This window comes from Chungangia koreensis (assembly GCF_042651785.1).
GTDB classification, from domain to species: domain Bacteria; phylum Bacillota; class Bacilli; order Bacillales_A; family Planococcaceae; genus Chungangia; species Chungangia koreensis.
Map to the genome: position 1 here is coordinate 76,042 of NZ_JBHSEC010000003.1, position 15,976 is coordinate 92,017.

Here is a 15,976-nt window from a genome sequence, read left to right on the forward strand (position 1 = left end):
CAATTGGTGGGAATCCTGCTTTAGTTATTTATCATCTGAATCTTTCTCCACCTTCTTGTCCAGCCTTTTCTCAAGCTGTTTCCCGGCAATCCAAAGAAGAAGGATGACGATGACGATCGCCGCTGTTTTTCCAGGATTCGTCAAAAGTGAGCGTAAGTCATATCCGATATAAGTAATCGTGATGATCATGATGAATTTTCCTGCGATGAGTGTCCAGAGGTAATGCTTTTTCTTCATTTTCGACAAACCCGCCACGATGTTAACGAGTGATGAAGGTGTAAACGGAAAACAGAGCAGTAAAAATAATGGGCCAAAGCCATTCCGGTCCACCCAATTGATTAGCTTTTGGATCCGCTTATGCTTTGTCATGTAACGGACAAAGCGTGATTGGCCATAATTCCGAACGAGAAGGAACAGGAGATATGAACCCGTGACAGTCCCGCTCCAAGAAAGAAGGAAACCGAACCAAAAACCATACGCATCTGCGTTGGCAATCACAAACGCAAAGATTGGCAGGAACGGTAAAAACGCCTCGATGAATGGCAGAAGGAAGCCGATGATCGGTCCTAATGCCCGATACTGATTCGATAATTCGATTAAATTCTGCATTGTCAGCCAATCGTCCATTGATTCCAACTCCAACTTCTGATGAATGTACTTATTTTAAGTGTTTTTACAAAATTTCGCACGATTCAACATTTCTTTTATTGATTCTACCCAATGATGAATATTTTTGTAGTATAATCATTAGAAAATTTAAACTAATGGGTGAAATGATGAAGATGAAAGATTTCAACGCTGGTCTTAAAGCGGGTCTGAGTATTGCGATCGGTTACTTTCCGATTGCCATCACGTTCGGTTTATTGGCCAAAACTACCGGCCTGACTATTATAGAGGCGACTGCCATGAGCATTTTCGTCTACGCAGGCGCTGCCCAATATATATCACTATCATTAATCGCAAAAAGTGTCGATCCGGTCCTTATTGTCTTAAATACCTTCATCGTCAACATTCGACACTTTCTTATGACGGCTTCGCTCAATGAAAAGTTGATGCCATCCAGCCGTACGAAGAAAGCATGGCTCGCCTTCTGGATCACGGATGAATCGTTTTCCGTCCTCGCCACACGGAAAGAGGAAAAGCTTACAATGGCCTTCTCTTTCGGTGTCGCACTGATTGCCTACAGCAGTTGGGTAGGTTTTACAGTAGTAGGACATCTCATCGGAGCCAACTTGCCTCCATTCCTGCAAGCCGCCATGTCAGTAGCTCTGTACGCGATGTTCATCGGACTACTCGTTCCGTCCATGCGCGGGAATCGGAAAGTTGTCGTTCTGGCAGTCACAGCGGCGGCGATCAACGGAATATTCTTTTGGACAGGCTGGCTGTCGACAGGTTGGTCCATTTTGGTCTCAACATTGGCTTCTTCGATATTTGTGGAAGTCATTTATTCAATGAAGAGCCGTGAACGAACAATACCCGCTCAGAAAGGGGCTGAATCCTAATGGACTCATGGTACTGGTGGATGCTGTTAGGAATGGCTCTCGTCACGTACTTGCCACGTGCTATTCCGTTGACGTTTTTGGAAGGTAAAGAACTGCCTCCAATGGTTAGCGGCGTGTTGAGGAATATTCCGTTTGCGGTATTAGGTGCGTTAATCTTCCCTGCAATTTTGTACATACAGGAAGGAAATATCCTGTTCGGACTCATTGGCGCATTGGCGGCATTCGCCATTGCCTTCATTCGTGGAAATGTCATGTTAGTAGTACTGGGGTCGATAGCCGTATTGGCGATTTATAGTTTAGTGATGTGAGTGTGAAGATCCGCGTTGGTGCGGGTCTTTTTTTATTTTGAGGGAGGGTGGATTGATGTATAGAAATTTATTTAGTTGTAGATCGTCGACATGCATCGGCAAGATCGTCGACAATTTCTTGCTTGCAGATGCATATTAGGCAAAAACCATCCCAAATAAAAAGGCTTCCGAATGAAATATCCGAAAGCCTTTCTGCCAATATTTATTTCCCACGAGCTTTTTGCACCATGCGTGTAGCGAAGTAGAAGCCGACGGTTAGTGAGGCGGCGTCTACGACGTAGAGGATCCAATGGTGCGTGTAGCCAGCATAGACGCTGGCGGCGATGAGTGCGACCGTCAGGATGAGTCCGACTACGTGGTGATAGGTGACTCGGGTTAAAAAGACAACTAACATCCCTGGCATGAGTAATGCTAAGAAGAATTTTGTTATGAATTCCATAGTAGGTCCCTCACTGTACGACAAGCAAACCGAGGCGGTAGTGGTCGTGACGGTAAATCACATGCTGTCTAAGCCGCACTTCACCGGAGCGGTCGAGCACTTCCAGTCGGCAATGTGCCGCGTTGATCTGAATCGCTTCGTATAGCTCGTTTTCATTTGAAACTGCTTGTCCGTTCACTTTTCGTATGCATTCCCCGACCTTCAAGCCCATCTTATCAGCAGGAGAGCCAGGTAATACTCCAACAATTTTAACACCGGCACTCTCGGGAGCACCAGCTATCTTACCTGCTTTTTCTTGCAAATGTGTCATAACCGTAATGACGATCCGGCCAATTACACCGATGGCTATGGCTACTACACCAAGCAACGGAATCCCAATGGCCCCGATCCCGAAGACGGTTACCGCAATTCCGAGCCAGTTCAACCGTTTAGCAACCAGAGGGAATAAATCTTCCGGATATGAATGCCTGGCAGTTTGCTCAAATCCGATGACCAACGGCGCCAATACGAGCGCGAACGCTTCCCCGCCTATTGTGATTTGTGGCCAGTACGGAGCATAACTTGCAATCGCATCACCTGGTACGACGAATAAGACCGGAAGCAGCCAAAGGCGTTTCACTTTGAAAACAGCTGCGTTCATCCCACGTGCTGATTTCTTCATGAGTGGAGAAGCGAAATCTGCTGTATGGTTCTTCACTAAAAACGCTTCAGCCAGTAGGAATAATCCTGATAAAATCGCCACAGACGCAAACAATCCGTTATTGAAGGTTCCTCCGAATGTCCAATTCCAGAACTCGATTTCGTTGCCATATGTATGGAGTGCCCATAATATCGCTAAAGCGATAGCTGTAAAGTAAACCGGAGACCCTGCTTTATAAAGGAAACTGATCGTAACGAGCAATGCAATGACTGTAAACAATGCAAGCCATTCTTCAGTTACAGTCAATCCTGCAGCAAAGATCAAAACCGATAACAGGATGGACGGAATCCATCCATCCGCTACCAGCCGCTGGAGCTCTGTCCAGCCATAGAGAATTCGGCGTCTGAAAAACTTCCGTTCCCTCTTTACCCGTACATAGCCTAGCAGGACAGCAAATAACACGACAACATACGTGAGTGGATTAAGGAAAAAACGGCCGATCCCTTTTAACACTTCTAAAAGAATTTCAGAAAACATGATGCCACCATCCATTCAGCGTCTGCTAAGTTTCTATTATTGTATCAAAACGCTGATAGAAAGGGGTGATTTTTCTAAGATTCAGTACCTATTTCCCGCTTTTAATCGTATGTGACATATATCCGATGGCCATTTGAAGCTGATCATCGTTTTCCTTGCGCTCTTTATATGATTGAATCACTTCACGGAGCTTGACGAAAAAATAATGATCCATTTGTGGTTCCAAGGATAATCCTTTATCCTGACGGAAATCTTCTACTGCTTTGGCTGTCACTTCATCGAAATACCCATCTGTTCTTGTCACGTCATAGCCCATCGAGTTAAGAGCGTTTTGTGCGTAGGCGATGTCGTCCGAATAATCACCCGTTGCATACTGGCCGCCGACCGGTTTCGCACTTAATTTGAATAATACATTTTGCTCCACTTCCAGATCGGCTTTGATTCCTTTTCCATGAATCCACTGTTGGTTCGGTGTGAGCCATTTATGTGTTGATAGCTTCACTTCCCCGCCATTGGATAATTCCATCGTTTCCTGGACAGTACCTTTCCCGAAACTCGTCGTTCCAATGATGAATGCCCGTTTTAAATCCTTCAGTGCCCCACTTAATACCTCACTTGCTGAAGCGCTTCCTTCATTTTGCAATATGGCAACCGGGATTTTTTTCATCTTTTTTGTATACGCGGTCTCCTCCGGTTGTTTCACTGTGAGCGGTTCCAGAATTCCACGTGAATCTTGCATGAAGGTATACGTGGCGCCTGGTTTCAACATACTGCCAGCAACTTTTTCGACGCTATGCAAATAGCCGCCTGGATTACTGCGGACATCGATGATAATGCCCTCGACTCCCCGTTTCAGCAAGTCGCTCGTATGCTGCTCCCACTCTTCCGCCGTCTTTTCGCCAAACATGGAAATCGTTACATATCCGATCGTTTGCCCTTCTACGTCGAACGTTTCACTCGTCACCGTTTTGACTGGTATCGTGGAACGCATAATCGAGATTTTTACATGACGCTGCTCTTCTGGCCTGTAGAGCGTCAGTGTAACTTCCGTCCCTTTTTCACCGCCGATTAATTGGAGCAGCTCCTTCAACGACTTTCCATCCACCCGCTCCCCATTCACTTGTACAATTTCGTCATACGGTTTAATCCCAGCTTTCTCTGCCGGTGAGGACTTAATCGGAGAAACGATGATGAACCGCCCTTGGGACTGTGTAATTTCAGCACCTATTCCTACCCGTTCATCTGATAACGATTGCTCATGGGCCCTTGCCTCTTCTTCCGAAAAATATGTACTGTATGGGTCACCGATCGTATCTGTCATTCCACGAATCGCGCCCTCCACCAGCTTCTCATCACTTACGGGGTAAACTGCATGTTTGGTAATCAAAGCAAATGCTTCATCGATGGTCTTATTCTCACTAATTCCCTCCAATGCTCCGGTGCTACTATCCTTCTTATTCAAGAAAAATAAGAAGAATGCAATGACGATGATAAAAATTCCTACTAAAATAATTCGGCTCTTGCGCATATTATTTCCCCTTTCTTCCTTTCACTTTATGAAAGGGCTTGGGCGAATAACACACGCAAGAGCCGGTTTTTATTGTCAATTATTCCATGCTGTCCACTAAATCAATCATCATTTGTTCGTCCATCGGTCCGACAATCTTATGCCGAATCAAGCCGGCCGTATCAATCGTAAAGGTCGTCGGTATCGTTAAAATTTCATATGTCTTTTCAAGACTTCCATCTTCATCTGTCGGAATCGGGAACGTTAATTCATAATCTTCAACAAATTGAATGGCATCATCAATGCCGCCATATTCGGCATTCGTCAAATTGACCGCTAAGATTTCAACATTATCCTTTTCCGCATAATCCTCATAATAGTTCTGCATATGAGGCATTTCCGCTTTACATGGCGGGCACCAAGAAGCCCAAAAATTCAGTATGACTTTCTTTCCTTTGTAATCGGATAATTTAACGGACTCTCCATCCAACGTTTTCACTTCAAAATCCGGTGGGGCTTTTCCTTTTTCCAATCCGCTCTCAGGCAGAATATCAACCGATGTACCGATGGCCTCTTCAGGCACTTTTTGAGATTCTTCGATACTCCCTCTAACATATTGAGTAACCATGATGGCAACCAAAATGGCGACGATCAATAGACCGAATACTTTCTTCTTCATTCGTCAGATCCTTTCCTCCGTCGGTTTTTGTTTCACCTGCTTAAACAGGATCGGGAAGATTGCTAACATACAAACAATGGTAGTTAAAATAGGCGTCTGGTTCATCCCTTCAGGCTGGATGGTACCAATGAGGAGCATAACCAGCAGCATAATCGTGGCAAGCTGTATTCTCCATAACGTCCCTTTTGAAATATAGAGGAGGACGGCAAAAGATATGATTGTAAAAATGGTGAATGTGAGCATGCCTTGCCAATTCGTTCCGTCATTTAAGAATACCATCAGTACCTGATAAATGCATTGAATGAGAATGATTGAAAAAAGGGCTATTTCAGTATCCTTCACAGAAAAGCCATTCTTTTTTAGAGCGAAGAATGTACGTATTAATGCAGCAACTACCCCTAAATATATGCCGGTTTGGCCGCCATTAAAATACAGAATCATCAGAGGCGAATCGACAACCATGTTGAAATCTGTGACAACGACACTCAATTTCCACACGACGATGAAGATGATGACAATATCCGAATACATGTTTTCAGCTTGTTTGCCGTAACGTTTCCAGACAATTAAACCCGTTATAATAAACGCAGCTAATAAGGCGATCCATGAAGAAGGGATGGTCAGGGATTTTAGTATAAACCACTGTGTTACAGGCACAGGAATCGTCTCCTTTAGTTTGGGAGTTTAAAAACAGCCCTGCATCTAATGTAAGATACAGGGCTTGTCCTCTTATAGTGGTACGTAGCGCCAAGGATTGACAGCACTTGGTCCTTTAGATGACCAGTTACCGATATGGAACTCAAAGTGCAAGTGGGAGCCAGTTGAACCACCGGATGAACCCATTGCAGCAATGTGTTCTCCTTTATCAACCGATTGGCCAGAACTTACACCGATACTCGATAAATGCGCATATACTGTCGTATAGATTTGGCCGTCAACTGAGTGGGTAATCATGATGACATTACCGTAAGTTCCCATCGTCCCGGCATAAGAAACGACACCGTCACCAGCTGCATAGATGGGAGTACCAACACTGTTAGCAATATCTTGTCCACGGTGAGCCTTATAAACTCCAGTAATCGGATGGACACGCCCTCCAAAACCGGATGAGAAACGTCCGGAAGCCGGGCTTGTCCAATCTCCACTTGATACGGTAGGAGAAGAACTGCCGCCGCTATTAGTGCTATTGTTTTTATTTTGAGCAGCTTTTTTTGCAGCAGCTTCTCTACGTTTACGTTCTGCCTCTTTGCGAGCAATCTCTGCTAAACGTTTCTGTTCGGCTACAATTTTCGCCTCAAGTTCTTCGCTTACTTGGTGAGCATCATGTAAATCTTCTTCAAGATCTGCCTTTTCAGCACGAAGTTTTGCTACTTCAGCCTCCAACTGATCGACTAATTTACCTTGTTGGACTTTTTGTTGATCAAGTGAAGCCTTTAAATCTATTAACTTCTGTTTATTCAATTCTTGTTGTGCACGCTTATCTTCCACTAATTTCTTTTGTTCTTCAAGCGCTTGTTTATCAGCCGCTTGTTCTTCTAAGATCTTGCGGTCTGCCTCCATTAACGTATTTACAGCAGAGAAGCGGTCAATAAAGTCAATGAAGCTGTTGGCACCTAATAACACATCTAAATAGTTAACAGAACCACCGCTTGCTTGAACTGCACGAATCCGCTCGCGTAGCAATTCGTCACGTTCAGCAATTTTCTTTTCCAATTTGGCAATTGAAACTTTTAATTCGTCAATTTCCTTTGTTGTCTGAGCGATTTCTTCATTTACATGTTTGATCTTACCATTAGTATTTGCAATTTTATTATTCAGCTCTTGGATTTTCTCTTGGAGCAATTGAATTTCAGTTTTATTTTTATTAATCTCTACGTTCTTTTCACCAATTTGTGAATCTAAACTATCTTTTTTCTGTTCAATTTGTTTTTGCTGATCCTTCAAGTTGCTCATTGTATCGGCCATTGCAGCCGGTGCGGAAAAAGCAAAACCTACAGTCGCAGCCACTGACAGCAGCATCCATTTCGATTTCTTCAACATTCATTCCCCTTCCGAATCTATGAATCTATTATCTAAACTCGCAAAAACTTACGGACAGACATGAAACTTCCCCAAACACCGATAAAGATTCCCATTAGTAATATCAAACCGTCCACCTGCAAGATGAAGGGATTAAACTCTAATATTTGGAAAAGCGTATTATCAAGGCGCGGTTGTAATGCTTCATGAAGTTTATAGTAACCAAATGTGACGACAGCAATCGGCAAGATTGAACCGAGCACTCCGTACCACATACCTTCCAATACAAATGGGATGCGGACAAAGTTATTTGTGGCACCTACAAGTTTCATAATCTCAATTTCTCGTCCACGGGCAACAATTGTGATCCGGATCGTGTTTGAAATTAGGAACATTGCGGTAAATAATAGTGCAAGGATCAGACCTAATCCAACATTTCGACTAAGATTTAGGATATTGAAAAGACGTTCGATTTTCTCTTCACCATAGATGACATTATCGACGTGATCGAGCTTCCCAATTTCCTTTGCAACCAAATCCGTTTCCTGCGGATTCTCCGCACGCACATAAAATGCGTCGTGGAGTGGATTGCTTTGTTCGTACAAACGTAAAGCTTCCCCGAAATCTTTGACTAAATCGTTCAACTCTTCACCTTTCGGAGAGTATTGAACCTCTGCGACACCATCCATCGCATTTAACTGTTGTTCCAGTTGCTTGACTGCCGCTTCATCTGCAGTCAAATCGACAAGTGTTTTAATTTCTACATCATTCTCTAAGTTGTCTGCAATCTTATTCAAGTTCATCATGATGACGATAAACACGCCTACCAAAAGTAACGTTACAGTCACGGCACTAACTGATGCGAATGTCATCCAGCTGTTCCTGCCGAGACTCTTGAAACTTTCCCGGATATGACGGCCAAATGTCCTAGCTTTCATAACCGTAATCACCTCCGAGCTCGTCCCTCATAATGAGCCCGCCTTCAATCGCTATGACCCTATGTCTCACTGTGTTGACGATTTCCTTATTATGCGTAGCCATGACAATCGTAGTGCCACGGTTATTGATTTCTTCAAATATATTCATGATCTCCCAAGATGTCTCTGGATCGAGGTTACCTGTAGGCTCGTCTGCAATCACTACTTTCGGATTGTTGACGATTGAACGTGCAATTGCGACACGTTGCTGTTCACCGCCAGATAATTCGTTCGGGAACATTCTTGCTTTATGTTTCAATCCGACAAGTTCGAGTACATCTGTTACACGTTTGCGGATGACTTTCGGAGACTCCTCGATTACCTCAAGTGCGAATGCTATATTCTCGTAAACATTCAATTTAGGGAGTAGTTTGAAGTCCTGAAACACAACACCAAGTTGGCGTCTTAATAGTGGTACACGTTTGTTTTTCAAAGTAGCCAAATTTACACCGTTCACTATAATGTCGCCGGAAGAAGGTCTTTCTTCGCGGTACATCATTTTGATGAACGTCGATTTCCCTGCACCACTCGGTCCCACGACGTACACGAATTCGCCTTGCTTGATTTCTACATCAATACCGTTTGCAGCAACAACGCCGTTTTGGTATTTCTTGTAGACATTTTTCATTTCTATCATTCTTAGAACCACCTAAAGTTTTTTCTACAAGTGTTGCCGTTTTTCGACGGCAAACCAATTATAACATGATATTCTACACGTTTTATTACAGTTATGTATCAATTTACATTGATTTAGGGCATCATTCCTCAGCGTTTTTGGTACTTTCGGTATAAACTTCTACTAACGTCGAATGACCTACTTTTTTGTCTAATTCTCCGCGGTATTAAGAAACTCCTCTTTTTTCTATTAAATATTTTTTCGACAAACGAAGGAGGTTCACGTTTGTAATAATTAGGAAATAAATGGCGGAAATGTGGCAAAAAAAATCCCATCACTTTTGTTTAGTGATGGGATCTTTTTATACATAATTATTTTTGCTTAGATAAATAATCTACAACAGCATCCAAGTCTTCACCTGAAATAAGTCCGGGAGGCATTTGTCCTTTACCATTTTCAATGGTGCTGCGAATTTCATCTGCAGACAAACGGCCACCAACATCGTTAAGAGATGGTCCCATTCCGCCTTCAAGGTTTTGACCATGGCAGGAAATACAGCTTTGGTTCAATACTTCTTCAGCGTGAGCAGTTGTATCTGCGCCGCCTCCATTGTCGCCGTTTCCGCCGTTGTTGTTGTTGTCGCCGCCTGCATTATCGTTGCCGCCGCCACAAGCGCCAAGAACTAAACCAGCGCCCAATAACAACATCATGAACTTTTTCTTCATTTAGCTTTCCCTCCTGTTGGTATTAATGAAGTACATCATTAGTATAGCAATTAAATTTGCTATCATACTGTTCCTATACCCGTTTAAAACCTTCACCAAGCACTTCATGTGCATCCGCAACAATGACAAATGCTCGTGGATCTACCGTTTGCACAACTTCTTTCAATTTTGTGAACTCGGTTTGGTGAACAACAACCAGTACAATCGGCTTTTCTTCATTCGTATAACCACCATATGCAGGAAGTTTCGTCACACCGCGATTGACGACTTTGTAAATGGCATCCCGCACTTCAGCTTGACGGTTAGTAATAATGTACACCATTTTAGAACGGCCCAAACCTAATTGGACCATATCAATTGTTTTGGATGTAACGTAAAGCCCAATAACTGCGTATAACCCTTTTTCAATATCAAACGCAAGCGCAGCCGACAATACAATGACTCCGTCGATAAAAGCCACACACGAACCCAAAGTCATCCCCGTGTACTTATGAACAATTTGGGCAGCCAAGTCTGTACCGCCAGTCGAACCTTTCCCACGGAAAACAATTCCGATGCCAAGCCCGACCGTAATACCGCCGAAAATAGACGCCAACAATGGGTTCATAGTCCAAGGCTCCCAAGTTTCCGTCCAAAACACGACTAACGGAAGGAACACTGTACCGACCAATGTTTTGATGCCGAACTGGCGACCTAATAAGAGTATTCCCGCAATGAACAAAGGAATATTCAACGCCCACTGCACAAACGCCGGTTTCCAGCCAAGCAGTCCGTATAGTATCGTACTAATCCCGCTCACGCCGCCAGACGCAATCTCATTCGGCAATAAAAACACGTTAAAACCAATCGCAATAATGGCCGATCCGATTAAAACGTGGATATATTCTAATATGGTTTTAAAAGTTGGATTCAATTCAACTGGAGTTCTCCGATTCATAATCTGCCTCATTTCTATGTCGTAATGCCAAAAGAGAGTATAGCAGAGGCAGCGCCGGCTGTGAAGTTCATTACTGCGGCGCGTTGAAGTGGTGAAAACCTACATAGAGTGCTTTTAAGAAAATGTGATCGGAATTTGGAAGTTTGAGGATAGCTGACAACTTTGTATGCGGTGAAATTATTATTCACTTTAATCAAAAAGGCATTCAAAATGTCATTAAAATTGCTATAATTTAATAACTATTCAGAAAAAAGGGGATATTGAATATGGATTTAAAAGATTGTTCTTTACTACTATCTTTATATGAAGAAAAAAATTTGAGAAAAGTCGCTGAAAAACTTTATATATCCCAACCTGCAATTACATATCGTTTGAAACAGATTGAAGATAAGTTTCAAGCACGTTTAGTGGAAAGGACCAATAAAGGAGTTGTCTTTACTTTGGAAGGCGAGCATGTCGTGAAATTTGCCCAGACAATGCTAAATGAGTTTTCCGCTGCAAAGGACTATGTTTATAACATGAGCAGCGAAGTCCGTGGAGTTCTTAGACTATCAGTTACCAGTAATTTCGCCCAATATATTTTACCTAATCTCCTTAAGAGATTCTCAGAGCAGTATCCCAATGTGCAAATACATCTTAAAACAGGAAAGAGCAAAAATGTCCTTCAGCAGCTTAAAGATGACGATGCCCATCTCGCTATTTTAAGAGGTGATTACGCTTGGCTGGAGGAAAAAAAGAAAATCCATCAAGAAAGGATCCTTCTTATTTCAAAAATCCCTTTAAAGATGGAAAATCTCCCTGACTATCCTCGGATTTTTTACGTAACGGATCAACTATTAAGCCAGATTATCGATAACTGGTGGACCGAAAACTACTCATCTCCTCCAAACAATGTAGTGGAAGCCGACAAGGTAGAGGCTTGCAGGGATTTGGCGAGAACAGGAATGGGGTACACAATCATCCCTGAAATTTGCCTTAGCAAATCACATTTTGACGAGATGTTTGTGTACCCTCTTAAAAGTCCTCAAGAAGACTTAACTATTCGGAATACTTGGCTTCTCCATAAAAGGAAATCCCGAGAATTATCTGTAGTAGATGCCTTCATTGATTTTATCGAAAATGAATTGAAATCCGGTGAGATCATTCGCGTTTTCAATCCGGAAGAACATGTCGAACTTCTAATTTGAAAGCAGCAGACCATCGTCATAGTTTTTGAGAATCCCCTTACCCGATACAAGGGGGTAGTGGCATGCAACGGAATGTCCCTCTTCAAATGCATTTAACTCAGGTGTTTCTTGTTTACAAAGGTCAGTTGCGTATGGACATCTAGTATGGAACCTGCATCCACTTGGCGGATTGACGGGACTCGGAAGATCCCCCTCCAAAACTTGTCGGGTTCCTCTTTTTCTTAATGTTGGATCTGGTATTGGAATAGCCTGCAATAATCCTTCCGTGTATGGATGAAGAGGCTTGCTGAATAACTGCTCCTTCGTTCCAAGCTCAACGATTTTCCCTAAATACATCACTGCAATTCGATCGCTTATATATTTTACAGCTGGTAAGCCATGGGCGATAAAAATATAGGTAAGTCCGAACTCCTTTTGTAACTTTGCAATTAAATTCAAAATCTGTGATTGTACCGATACATCCAGGGCAGAAACTGGCTCATCACAAATAATAAGCTTCGGATTTAATGCAAGAGCCCTTGCAATGCCGATTCGCTGCCTTTGACCACCGCTAAACTCATGTGGATATCGGTTCGCATGCTCCGGACGAAGTCCTACAATCTCCAAAAGTTCCTTTACTCGATTCTTCAATTCTTTGCCCCTATGCAATTTATGGGCAATTAAAGGTTCGGCTATAAGATCAAACACCTTTAAACGTGGATTTAGCGAAGAAAAAGGATCTTGAAAAATCATCTGTATATGCTTCCGCTCCTGTCTCAATTCACTCTTGGACAGTTTGGTCAGATTTTTACCGTTAAAAATAATAGTCCCTTCGGTTGGTTCAAGGATATTCATAATCAGGTTTCCTGTTGTTGACTTTCCACAACCTGACTCCCCTACAATGCCTAAGGTTTCCCCTTTTTTCACTTCAAAGGCAACACCATCAACAGCTTTCAAAAATTCCTTGCTTTTGGAAAGGAAACCTGACTCGAGCTCGAAGTATTTCTTTAGATCCTTTACTTGTAACAAGACTTCCTCATTCGACGATTGCATGCTGGGTCACCACCTCTTCTTTATGCAGCCAGCAGCGCACTTGATGTGTTTCATCACCAAATAATTCAGGAGAATGCTCACGGCAATGATCCATTCTAAGTGGACAACGAGAATAAAACCTACAACCCTTCGGCCAATTCGAAGCGCTTGGAACTGATCCTGGAATTGCCTTCAGTTCATCTTCCAGTTCATGTACCTTTGGTGTACTTTCCATTAGACCGACCGTGTATGGGTGCTTCGGCTCCTTGAAAATAGTAAATACGTCCGACTCTTCAACAACTTGACCAGCATACATGACAATCACTTTATCAGCCATCTCAGCAACTACACCTAAGTCATGGGTAATGATTATAATAGACGTATTAAATTCCTCTTTTAACTCAAGCATCAGATTCAAGATTTGCGCCTGTATGGTAACATCAAGCGCTGTCGTCGGCTCATCAGCAATGAGTATTTTCGGGTTACAAGAAAGAGCCATGGCAATCATTACCCTTTGCCTCATACCACCGCTAAGTGAGTGAGGGTAAGATTCGTATATCTTCTCTGGCCTGGCTATGCCCACCTTCTTCAGTAATTCAATACTCTTAGTTTTCGCTTCCTTTTTACTAACAGATTGATGCAGCAGAATCGTTTCCGCTATTTGCTCACCAACTTTAAAAACCGGATTGAGCGATGTTAAAGGTTCCTGAAAAATCATGGATATGTCATTCCCACGGATTTTCCGCATTTCGCTTTCCTTAATTTTCGCCAAGTCCTTACCATCAAATAGAATAGAACCTCCGTCGATTTTTCCAGGAGGGTTTATTAAACGGAGGATAGAGAAAGACGTGACGCTTTTTCCGCAACCGGATTCGCCGACGATTGCAATTGTTTCTCCTTTATTCATGGTAAATGAAACACCATCAACCGCCTTTACCTGCCCATCTTCTGTATAGAATGATGTTCTAAGATTCTCAACTTTAAGTGCTATATTCTCCAATGCCATCACCCCTCCATCTGCAACCGCGGATCCAAAACATCGCGCAGCCAGTCGCCTAAGAAAATGATTCCTAAAACAGTTACTGTAATGGCAATACCAGGGAAAGTAGAAATCCACCATGAAGTGGCTAAATAATCACGTCCACTTTCCAAGATTCCTCCCCAAGAAATCATCGGGGGTTGAATCCCCATACCTAAATAACTGAGGGAAGCTTCCAGTAGGATGGCAGTCGCAATACTTAATGTCGATACGACGATAAATGAGGAAATGACATTCGGTAGAATGTGCTTGAATATGATTCCTCCATCTTTTGTGCCTAAAGTTCTGGATGCCTTTACAAAGTCCCGTTCCTTAATAGATAGGACCTCCCCTCTTACAAGGCGGGCGTATGTCACCCATTTGGTTGCACCAATTACAAATACTAACGTCCAAAGGCCTGGACCAAATACTCCCAAGACGACTAACATAAATAAAATATTCGGAATCGCAAGGACGGCATCAACCCCGCGCATGATGAAATTATCTAATAAACCACCATAATATCCCGCAAATAGTCCAAGTACGAGTCCTATTGCACCGGCAATCCCAATAGCACAAACCCCTACAATTAGAGATACTTGTGTTCCCACAATAATTCTACTCAGTAAATCTCTTCCTAAGTTATCAGTTCCAAGTATATGTTCAGAAGTCCCACCCTCCATCCAGAATGGGGGTTTGTTAATCATAATAGGATTGATTGAATTTGGATCAAAAGGTGCCAGCTGATTTGCAAAGATACCTACGATCGTAACAAGCATGACAATGACGAAACCGATCATTCCGGTTTTACTTTTCCATAATTTCCGTACAAGGCGGATAAATTCATTCTTTCTTTTAATATCTTCCCCTGCAATTTCGATTAACGACTGCTTAGTTGGTGCCTGCATATTTCCCCTCCCCCTAGTTGTACTTAATGCGGGGATCAAAGATCCTATATAAAATATCCGCAATTAAATTCAAGAAAATGACCATGATCGCTACGACAAATACTGCAGCTTGAACTATTGCCATATCCCGGCCGTTTACTGCCTGAACTAATAATTGTCCAAGTCCTGGATAGGAAAATACCACTTCCGTTACTAATGCTCCACTCACAAGAGTGGATATTTGAAGGAACAGGATGGTGATTACCGGGACAAGTGAGTTTTTAAATCCATGCTTCATAATAAGCGTAAATGGTTGTACTCCTTTGCTCTTAGCAGTCCGTATGTAATCCTGCTGAAGAATTTCAAGCATGCTCGAACGGATTAACCTTGTCATCTCAGCAGAAACTGCAGTTCCTAAAGTAATTGAAGGGAGGACAAGATGCCTCCAAGTCTCATTACCGGACACGGGTAAAACTTGTAGCATTACTCCAAAAACGAGCATAAGCATGATACCCAGCCAAAAGTTTGGCATTGCTTTACCTAATATCGAAAAACCGGTTACAAACATATCAAGGAATGTGTTCCTTTTAACAGCCGAAATGATTCCTGCCGGTATAGCAATAAGTACCGCTACCACCATGGAAGTCAAAGCAAGTATTAAGGTTGCCGGAAGACGTTCCATGACGATTGGCAAAGCAGGTTGAGCATAACGGAATGACTGGCCAAAATCTCCTTGCACTAAATTGAGTAGAAAATAACCAAACTGAACCGGTACTGGTTCATTCAACTTCAGTGCTTCCCGGAGATTTTCAATATCTTCTGGAGTGGCATCCTCAGGAAGCATCAACGATACGGGATCCCCTGCCATGTACACAAGGAAAAAAACAATGAAGGTTATCAAAATTAAAACGGGTACAATTTGCAAAATCCTCTGCCTTAAATACTTCCCCATACCTCTCCTCCTAATGGGAAGAGAAGACAAGCATG

18 protein-coding genes are annotated in these 15,976 nt (G+C 42.7%); 3 read left to right on the forward strand and 15 right to left on the reverse strand.

Going from position 1 to position 15,976, the window contains the following annotated elements:
• Positions 1-24: 24 nt before the first annotated feature.
• Entirely contained in the window at positions 25-627 is a 603-nt protein-coding gene (locus tag ACFOZY_RS03620) for a TVP38/TMEM64 family protein (RefSeq protein WP_378152361.1), read from the reverse strand.
• A gap of 146 nt (positions 628-773) precedes the next feature.
• On the opposite strand from ACFOZY_RS03620, the gene ACFOZY_RS03625 reads away from it, so the two are divergent.
• Complete coding sequence (locus ACFOZY_RS03625) at positions 774-1,502, forward strand: AzlC family ABC transporter permease (RefSeq protein WP_378152363.1); 729 nt, start codon at positions 774-776, stop codon at positions 1,500-1,502.
• Entirely contained in the window at positions 1,502-1,810 is a 309-nt protein-coding gene (locus ACFOZY_RS03630) for an AzlD domain-containing protein (protein ID WP_378152365.1), read from the forward strand. Before ACFOZY_RS03625 ends, ACFOZY_RS03630 begins: the two co-directional genes overlap by 1 nt.
• A gap of 202 nt (positions 1,811-2,012) precedes the next feature.
• Here ACFOZY_RS03630 and ACFOZY_RS03635 read toward each other — a convergent pair whose 3' ends face one another.
• From ACFOZY_RS03635 to ACFOZY_RS03680, 10 genes are all read right to left on the reverse strand, one after another.
• Positions 2,013-2,273 (reverse strand): CsbA family protein, encoded by a 261-nt coding sequence (locus ACFOZY_RS03635; RefSeq protein WP_378152367.1) that lies wholly within the window; start codon positions 2,271-2,273, stop codon positions 2,013-2,015.
• A complete protein-coding gene (locus tag ACFOZY_RS03640) occupies positions 2,260-3,426 on the reverse strand; it encodes a PDZ domain-containing protein (protein WP_378152369.1) in 1,167 nt (388 codons plus the stop codon). The genes ACFOZY_RS03635 and ACFOZY_RS03640 overlap by 14 nt, the downstream gene beginning before the upstream one ends.
• An 88-nt stretch (positions 3,427-3,514) precedes the next feature.
• Entirely contained in the window at positions 3,515-4,954 is a 1,440-nt protein-coding gene (locus ACFOZY_RS03645; protein ID WP_378152371.1) for a S41 family peptidase, read from the reverse strand.
• A gap of 79 nt (positions 4,955-5,033) precedes the next feature.
• Positions 5,034-5,612 carry a peroxiredoxin family protein gene (locus ACFOZY_RS03650; protein ID WP_378152373.1) on the reverse strand — a complete coding sequence of 193 codons (579 nt, stop codon included), beginning with the start codon at positions 5,610-5,612 and terminating at the stop codon, positions 5,034-5,036.
• A gap of 3 nt (positions 5,613-5,615) precedes the next feature.
• Positions 5,616-6,269, reverse strand: a complete 654-nt coding sequence (locus ACFOZY_RS03655) for a hypothetical protein (RefSeq protein ID WP_378152375.1) — start codon at positions 6,267-6,269, stop codon at positions 5,616-5,618.
• 72 nt (positions 6,270-6,341) lie between these two features.
• Complete coding sequence (locus ACFOZY_RS03660; protein WP_378152377.1) at positions 6,342-7,652, reverse strand: murein hydrolase activator EnvC family protein; 1,311 nt, start codon at positions 7,650-7,652, stop codon at positions 6,342-6,344.
• 32 nt (positions 7,653-7,684) lie between these two features.
• Complete coding sequence (gene ftsX, locus ACFOZY_RS03665; RefSeq protein WP_378152379.1) at positions 7,685-8,569, reverse strand: permease-like cell division protein FtsX; 885 nt, start codon at positions 8,567-8,569, stop codon at positions 7,685-7,687.
• Positions 8,559-9,245: a cell division ATP-binding protein FtsE gene (gene ftsE, locus ACFOZY_RS03670; RefSeq protein ID WP_378152381.1), complete on the reverse strand. Its 687-nt coding sequence runs from the start codon at positions 9,243-9,245 to the stop codon at positions 8,559-8,561. The genes ftsX and ftsE overlap by 11 nt, the downstream gene beginning before the upstream one ends.
• 350 nt (positions 9,246-9,595) lie before the next feature.
• On the reverse strand, positions 9,596-9,949 hold the full coding sequence (cccB, locus tag ACFOZY_RS03675) for a cytochrome c551 (RefSeq protein WP_378152383.1): 354 nt from the start codon (positions 9,947-9,949) through the stop codon (positions 9,596-9,598).
• Positions 9,950-10,022: 73 nt separating this feature from the next.
• Positions 10,023-10,886, reverse strand: coding sequence for a YitT family protein (locus ACFOZY_RS03680; RefSeq protein WP_378152386.1), 864 nt, complete (start codon positions 10,884-10,886; stop codon positions 10,023-10,025).
• Positions 10,887-11,152: 266 nt separating this feature from the next.
• On the opposite strand from ACFOZY_RS03680, the gene ACFOZY_RS03685 reads away from it, so the two are divergent.
• A complete protein-coding gene (locus tag ACFOZY_RS03685; RefSeq protein WP_378152389.1) occupies positions 11,153-12,073 on the forward strand; it encodes a LysR family transcriptional regulator in 921 nt (306 codons plus the stop codon).
• Here the strand turns inward: ACFOZY_RS03685 and ACFOZY_RS03690 are convergent.
• Genes ACFOZY_RS03690 through ACFOZY_RS03705 form a run of 4 tightly spaced genes read right to left on the reverse strand, consistent with a single transcriptional unit; the run spans position 12,065 to position 15,941 of the window.
• Positions 12,065-13,105, reverse strand: coding sequence for an ABC transporter ATP-binding protein (locus ACFOZY_RS03690; RefSeq protein WP_378152392.1), 1,041 nt, complete (start codon positions 13,103-13,105; stop codon positions 12,065-12,067). The two genes, ACFOZY_RS03685 and ACFOZY_RS03690, sit on opposite strands and share 9 nt — an antisense overlap.
• A complete protein-coding gene (locus tag ACFOZY_RS03695; protein WP_465251158.1) occupies positions 13,089-14,090 on the reverse strand; it encodes an ABC transporter ATP-binding protein in 1,002 nt (333 codons plus the stop codon). Before ACFOZY_RS03695 ends, ACFOZY_RS03690 begins: the two co-directional genes overlap by 17 nt.
• Positions 14,090-15,010 (reverse strand): ABC transporter permease, encoded by a 921-nt coding sequence (locus tag ACFOZY_RS03700; protein ID WP_378152394.1) that lies wholly within the window; start codon positions 15,008-15,010, stop codon positions 14,090-14,092. Before ACFOZY_RS03700 ends, ACFOZY_RS03695 begins: the two co-directional genes overlap by 1 nt.
• Before the next feature lie 13 nt (positions 15,011-15,023).
• Complete coding sequence (locus ACFOZY_RS03705; RefSeq protein WP_378152396.1) at positions 15,024-15,941, reverse strand: ABC transporter permease; 918 nt, start codon at positions 15,939-15,941, stop codon at positions 15,024-15,026.
• Positions 15,942-15,976 lie beyond the last annotated feature (35 nt).